We start from the raw sequence: 5,268 nt of genomic DNA, 5'->3' as shown, positions 1-5,268 counted from the left end.
GAACAGATAAAGAGTTCATCTTAATCTCCTTCAAATGATCTCTTGATTAATTGATTTGCTCGTATTTCATATAACGTAAATGTGTTCACGACGTCCCACCGACTTAAGGCGACAAAGTCGCCGGGCGCGATGCGCTTAGTCGGTGCGGATGTGTCCGGCTGAATTCACTTCTCTGCTACTGCCAATTGCATCCTTGAATCCACATCTGACTCCTGCCGGACCGAGGGCCGAATGGCCCGAAGCGTGAACATGGTGTTAACTGATGTCGCCCTCTTCCTGTAAAACCTACAAGCTTACTTCTTCTTTTCCTGCTTTATTAAGTAAGATTCTTTAGACCATTCTTTTCAAACTCTATTTCATATTGTTCTTCTATTTCATACATTCGTTCTTTATGTTCTGCCTTCAAATTACTAACCGGTCCGATTTCTCTCAATAAATCCCTTTTGGCTAATTTCATTGAAATCTGTTCCCAAAATATGTAGTCATCATATTCTTCAACTACCGGCATTAGCTTTTCTTCGAAATCCATGGTTGTATAAAATTCATTGCCTTCTGCCTTAACAACATCATCTGCTTGAAATTGTTTTGCATAAGATAATATGAAATATTGAATTTCTTCATACTTTTCCAATCTTTCATCGCCTTCAGCTCCTGTCCGAGAAGCATTAGCAAGCCAGTTCCCAAGAAATAATAATTCAATTAAATCTCTGTATTGTTTTTTGGTAAGTACTATTTTCATTTCGTTTATCTCCTTTTTTATTCCTTAGGGCGATTTCAGTTAACGTTAATGTGTTCACGACGTCCCACCGACTTAAGGCGACGAAGTCGCCGGCCGCGATGCGGTTAGTCGGTGCGGATGTGTCCGGCTGATTCCACTTCCCTGTTGCTGCCAAATACTTCTCCGAATCCACATCTAACTCCTGCCGGACCGAGGGCCGAATGGCCCGAAGCGTGAACATGGTGTTATACGAAGACTTGGCCTTCCTTGAAATACTAATAAAGTCTCTTAGCAATAAAGTTCTTTGCGATTAAGTACGACTCATCAAATATTAATGCTTTATTATTTACAATTTCGAACTTTCCATCATTCCATTGTTTCATATTATTACAAGGAATTTTAGAGCTCTTAATACTATAAAAATTCAAAACATTCTCGTACTCAATAATAATTGGATTAGGGCCTGTAGCAAATAAGCCTTGACCTATATCAAGAATATTCTTATTTAGTTTATTGAAATATGTTCCGAATGGTACCCAGCCTTCTGTCAGTTCTTCATGTATTTTATATAAATGTCCTACGATTTCATTTGTATTTATCGCCTTATTTGTTAGAAAAAGATCAAAGCTTTGATGTTTGTATTCCCATAGAAGTACATGATCTTCAGTGAAAAGCATTCTCTGATTGTTACTTAATTCTATTTCATGTTCTTCTACTTCTGTGCAAGTAATTTCCCAAGATTGAATTACTTCATATTCAAATGTGTATACAATATCTATTATTATCGTGATGTTATTGTTTGTGCGAACACATTGTGAAATCTTGTATTCAATATCGTCTTCGAAAGGTGTTGAATCTATTTCAAGAAGCATTAATTGAACCATGCGACCGATCCTCTCTCTTAATAGCAGTTGCCAAGTTTTCGTATAACGTTCATGTGTTCACGACGTCCCACCGACTTAAGGCGACGAAGTCGCCGGGCGCGATTCGCTTAGTCGGTGCGGATGTGTCCGGCTGATTCCACTTCCCTGCTACTGCCAATTACTTCTCCGAAGCTACATCTTACTCCTGCCGGACCGAGGGCCGAATGGCCCGAAGCGTGAACATGGTGTTAACTGATGTCGCCCTCTTCCTGTAAAACCTACAAGCTTACTTCTTCTTTTCCTGCTTTATTAATGTAAGATTCTTTAGACCATTCTTTTCAAACTCTATTTCATATTGTTCTTCTATTTCATACATTCGTTCTTTATGTTCTTCCTTCAAATTACTAACCGGTCCGATTTCTCTCAATAAATCCCTTTTGGCTAATTTCATTGAAATCTGTTCCCAAAATGTGTAGTCATCATATTCTTCAACTACCGGCATTAGCTTTTCTTCGAAATCCATGGTTGAATAAAATTCATTGCCTTCTGCCTTAACAACATCATCTGCTTGAAATTGTTTTGCATAAGATAATATGAAATATTGAATTTCTTCATACTTTTCCAATCTTTCATCGCCTTCAGCTCCTGTCCGAGAAGCATTAGCAAGCCAGTTCCCAAGAAATAATAATTCAATTAAATCTCTGTATTGTTTTTTGGTAAGTTCTATTTTCATTTCGTTTATCTCCTTTTTTATTCCTTAGGGCGATTTCAGTTAACGTTCATGTGTTCACGACGTCCCACCGACTTAAGGCGACGAAGTCGCCGGGCGCGATGCGCTTAGTCGGTGCGGATGTGTCCGGCTGATTCCGCTCCCTTGCTACTGCCAATTACTTCTCCGAATCCTCATCTAACTCCTGCCGGACCGAGGGCCGAATGGCCCGAAGCGTGAACATGGTGTTATCGGAAGTCCTTGTCTTCTTCGAAATACCTACTTAACAATTATTTTTTTGGTTTCTGACTTTATCAAAAAATCCTTATCATCTATACTAAACTTTGCATTTATCGTTACATAATAAATCCCAGGAACTGAAATTTTCAATTCCCGGAACTGTTCAGTCCCGTCTTCTAATGAGTATTGTTTGTTTGGTTTTAAATCTGATGAGATCCCTAACGCAATGACAATTAAAGTGTCATTTTCTTTTAGGAGTTTTCCTTCATTATTAGTAATTCCAACCGTAAATATATCAACACCATGAAAAATACTCCAAGAACGTTTAGATATGTTTGTTAGATATGCTTTAGCGATAACTTCCTGTCCTGCCTGTATACTTCCAGGAATCTCAAAATCTACTTTAAACATAGATTTATCAGGTATTGGCTTACTCACGTTACAACCAGTTAGTAAGATTGTGATTAATATAATGAGGATTCTTTTGTTCACTTGTTTTTTATCTTCCTTTCGCAAGGATTTCCGATAACGTAAATGTGTTCACGACGTCCCACCGACTTAAGGCGACGAAGTCGCCGGGCGCGATGCGCTTAGTCGGTGCGGATGTGTCCGGCTGATTCCGCTTCCCTGCTGCTGCAAATTACTTCACCGAACTCTCATCTAACTCCTGCCGGACCGAGGGCCGAATGGCCCGATGCGTGAACATGGTGTTAAGTGATGTTACCGCCTTCCTCGAGGTGCTTACTAATTCGCTCTTCAAATCCGGCTTCGTCGATCATCCTTACAAAACTAGCCCTTCAAACCTGACTTCGTCGATCATCTTACACAACGCGCTCTTCAAACATAGCTTCGACGATCATGCTTACAAAACTCGCCCTTCAAACCTGACTTCGTCGATCATGCTTACAAAACTCGCTCTTCAAATCCGGCTTCGTCGATCATGCTTACAAAACTCGCTCTTCAAATTCGGCTTCATCGATCATGCTTACATAATTCGCTCTAGCGGTAATTTCACTTAACGTTAATGTGTTCACGACGTCCCACCGACTTAAGGCGATGGAGTCGCCGGGCGCGATGCGCTTAGTCGGTGCGGATGTGTCCGGCTGATTACGCTTCCTTGCTGCTGCCAATTACTTCTCCGAATCCTCATCTAACTCCTGCCGGACCGAGGGCCGAATGGCCCGAAGCGTGAACATGGTGTTAGACGATGGCTTGCTCTTCTTCGAAACCTCTTGCAATTATTAATCCATTATTGTGCTTTCCCAAAACGGTCCTTGTTCCTTATTAATATATCTCATTATTAAATCCCTTACCGGGGATGGTTGGAGATTATACTTGTCCATATCATTCTTATGAATCCAATAAAATTCTAAATGGTTTTCATTAGATGTCGGATTCACTTCATGATTGATCTTATTTAGCGCCACTATAAATAAATGATTAATTTCTTGATGATAAGATTCAGGGAGTTCAAAGTCCGCTTCAACACATCCAATATACTGCTGAATAGAACATTCCTGCCCTAGCTCTTCCATGATCTCTCTGGTAAGAGTTTTTCTTATACTTTCCTTAAATTCAACATGGCCGCCTGGAAGAAATGTATTATCCATTCCCTTACAATGTGCAATAAGAATAAAATCATCTGACAGGATGATACCTCTAGCAAGTACATGATATGTTTGGTTTTTGGTTTCCATATACTTCATGAAATCACCTTCCATGTGTTTTAATTTCTATTGCAAGCTTTCGTCTAACGTTAATGTGTTCACGACGTCCAACTCCCTTAAGCCCGGAGGGCGGCCGCGATGCGGTTAGGGAGTTGGATGTGTCCGGCTGATTCCGCTTCCCTGCTACTGTCAACTACTTCTTCGAATCCTCATCTAACTCCGGCCGGACCGAGGGGCGAATGCCCCGAAGCGTGAACATGGTGTTAGGCGATGTCCATTGTGATACCCACATAATTCTTTATTCCCCATGTTTATAATATCATTATTATGATAAAATTGTTGAAGTGAAATGATTTCTTGAAGAGGTGATGACCTTGCCAATTATTAAACCGATTTCTGATCTTCGGAACAATTTTAATTACATTTCTGAAGTTTGTCATACTGAGGGTGAGCCTGTATTCATAACAAAAAACGGTCATGAAGATCTGGTCGTTATGAGTCATGCCCTTTACGAAAAGCAACAAGCTGTTATTGAATTGTATCAAAAATTAGCAGTTGCCGAAAAGGAAAGTGCTGATCCATTGGTTCAACGAATTGATCATTCTGATTTGATGAGTAAATTAAGGAGCCGTATTGATGGAACAAAGACTTCCGATTAAATACCTTCCGTCCGCGGAACAGGATATTACGGATATTATTGAGTATGTTTCCTTAGACAATCCCCCGGCCGCCTTAAAACTCCTCAATCAGTTTGATGAGTCTATTTCAATTCTCGCTTACTTTCCATTAAGCGGTCCTGTTCCTAATGATTCCAGACTTCAACTACTCAATTATAGAATGTTAGTCATTCAAAGCTATATTGTATTCTATGTTGTTCAAAATGGGTTTGTGGAAATCCGAAGAGTACTTCACGCAAAACGAAAATATGACTTCTTACTTTAGATCTTGATAATTGTTGCTCCGGATTTCGCCTAACGTTCATGTGTTCACGACGTCCAACTCCCTTAAGCCCGGAGGGCGGCCGCGATGCGGTTAGGGAGTTGGATGTGTCCGGCTGATTCCGCTCCCCTG

8 protein-coding genes are annotated in these 5,268 nt (G+C 40.4%); 2 read left to right on the top strand and 6 right to left on the bottom strand.

Going from position 1 to position 5,268, the window contains the following annotated elements; translation table 11 throughout:
• Positions 1-316: 316 nt before the first annotated feature.
• The 6 genes from ACFPOF_RS29495 to ACFPOF_RS29470 form a co-directional block, all read right to left on the bottom strand.
• Positions 317-739: a hypothetical protein gene (locus tag ACFPOF_RS29495; RefSeq protein ID WP_378139051.1), complete on the bottom strand. Its 423-nt coding sequence runs from the start codon at positions 737-739 to the stop codon at positions 317-319.
• Between the two features lie 254 nt (positions 740-993).
• Complete coding sequence (locus tag ACFPOF_RS29490; RefSeq protein WP_378139049.1) at positions 994-1,602, bottom strand: hypothetical protein; 609 nt, start codon at positions 1,600-1,602, stop codon at positions 994-996.
• A 265-nt stretch (positions 1,603-1,867) separates the two neighbouring features.
• A complete protein-coding gene (locus tag ACFPOF_RS29485; protein ID WP_378139047.1) occupies positions 1,868-2,314 on the bottom strand; it encodes a hypothetical protein in 447 nt (148 codons plus the stop codon).
• Between the two features lie 255 nt (positions 2,315-2,569).
• On the bottom strand, positions 2,570-3,022 hold the full coding sequence (locus tag ACFPOF_RS29480) for a hypothetical protein (protein ID WP_378139045.1): 453 nt from the start codon (positions 3,020-3,022) through the stop codon (positions 2,570-2,572).
• A gap of 452 nt (positions 3,023-3,474) precedes the next feature.
• On the bottom strand, positions 3,475-3,660 hold the full coding sequence (locus ACFPOF_RS29475; RefSeq protein ID WP_378139043.1) for a hypothetical protein: 186 nt from the start codon (positions 3,658-3,660) through the stop codon (positions 3,475-3,477).
• Between the two features lie 111 nt (positions 3,661-3,771).
• Positions 3,772-4,236, bottom strand: a complete 465-nt coding sequence (locus ACFPOF_RS29470; RefSeq protein ID WP_378139041.1) for an NUDIX domain-containing protein — start codon at positions 4,234-4,236, stop codon at positions 3,772-3,774.
• A 335-nt stretch (positions 4,237-4,571) separates the two neighbouring features.
• Between ACFPOF_RS29470 and ACFPOF_RS29465 the strand changes: the two genes are divergently transcribed.
• Positions 4,572-4,856: a type II toxin-antitoxin system Phd/YefM family antitoxin gene (locus tag ACFPOF_RS29465; RefSeq protein WP_378139039.1), complete on the top strand. Its 285-nt coding sequence runs from the start codon at positions 4,572-4,574 to the stop codon at positions 4,854-4,856.
• Positions 4,834-5,139, top strand: coding sequence for a type II toxin-antitoxin system RelE/ParE family toxin (locus ACFPOF_RS29460; protein ID WP_378139037.1), 306 nt, complete (start codon positions 4,834-4,836; stop codon positions 5,137-5,139). The genes ACFPOF_RS29465 and ACFPOF_RS29460 overlap by 23 nt, the downstream gene beginning before the upstream one ends.
• The last annotated feature ends 129 nt before the right edge of the window (positions 5,140-5,268 follow it).

It is taken from the genome of Cohnella soli (genome assembly GCF_042655525.1).
In the GTDB taxonomy this organism is placed as follows: Bacteria; Bacillota; Bacilli; order Paenibacillales; family Paenibacillaceae; genus Cohnella; species Cohnella soli.
The sequence above is the reverse complement of the archived record's forward strand: the minus strand, read 5'-3'. Positions and strand labels throughout refer to the sequence as shown.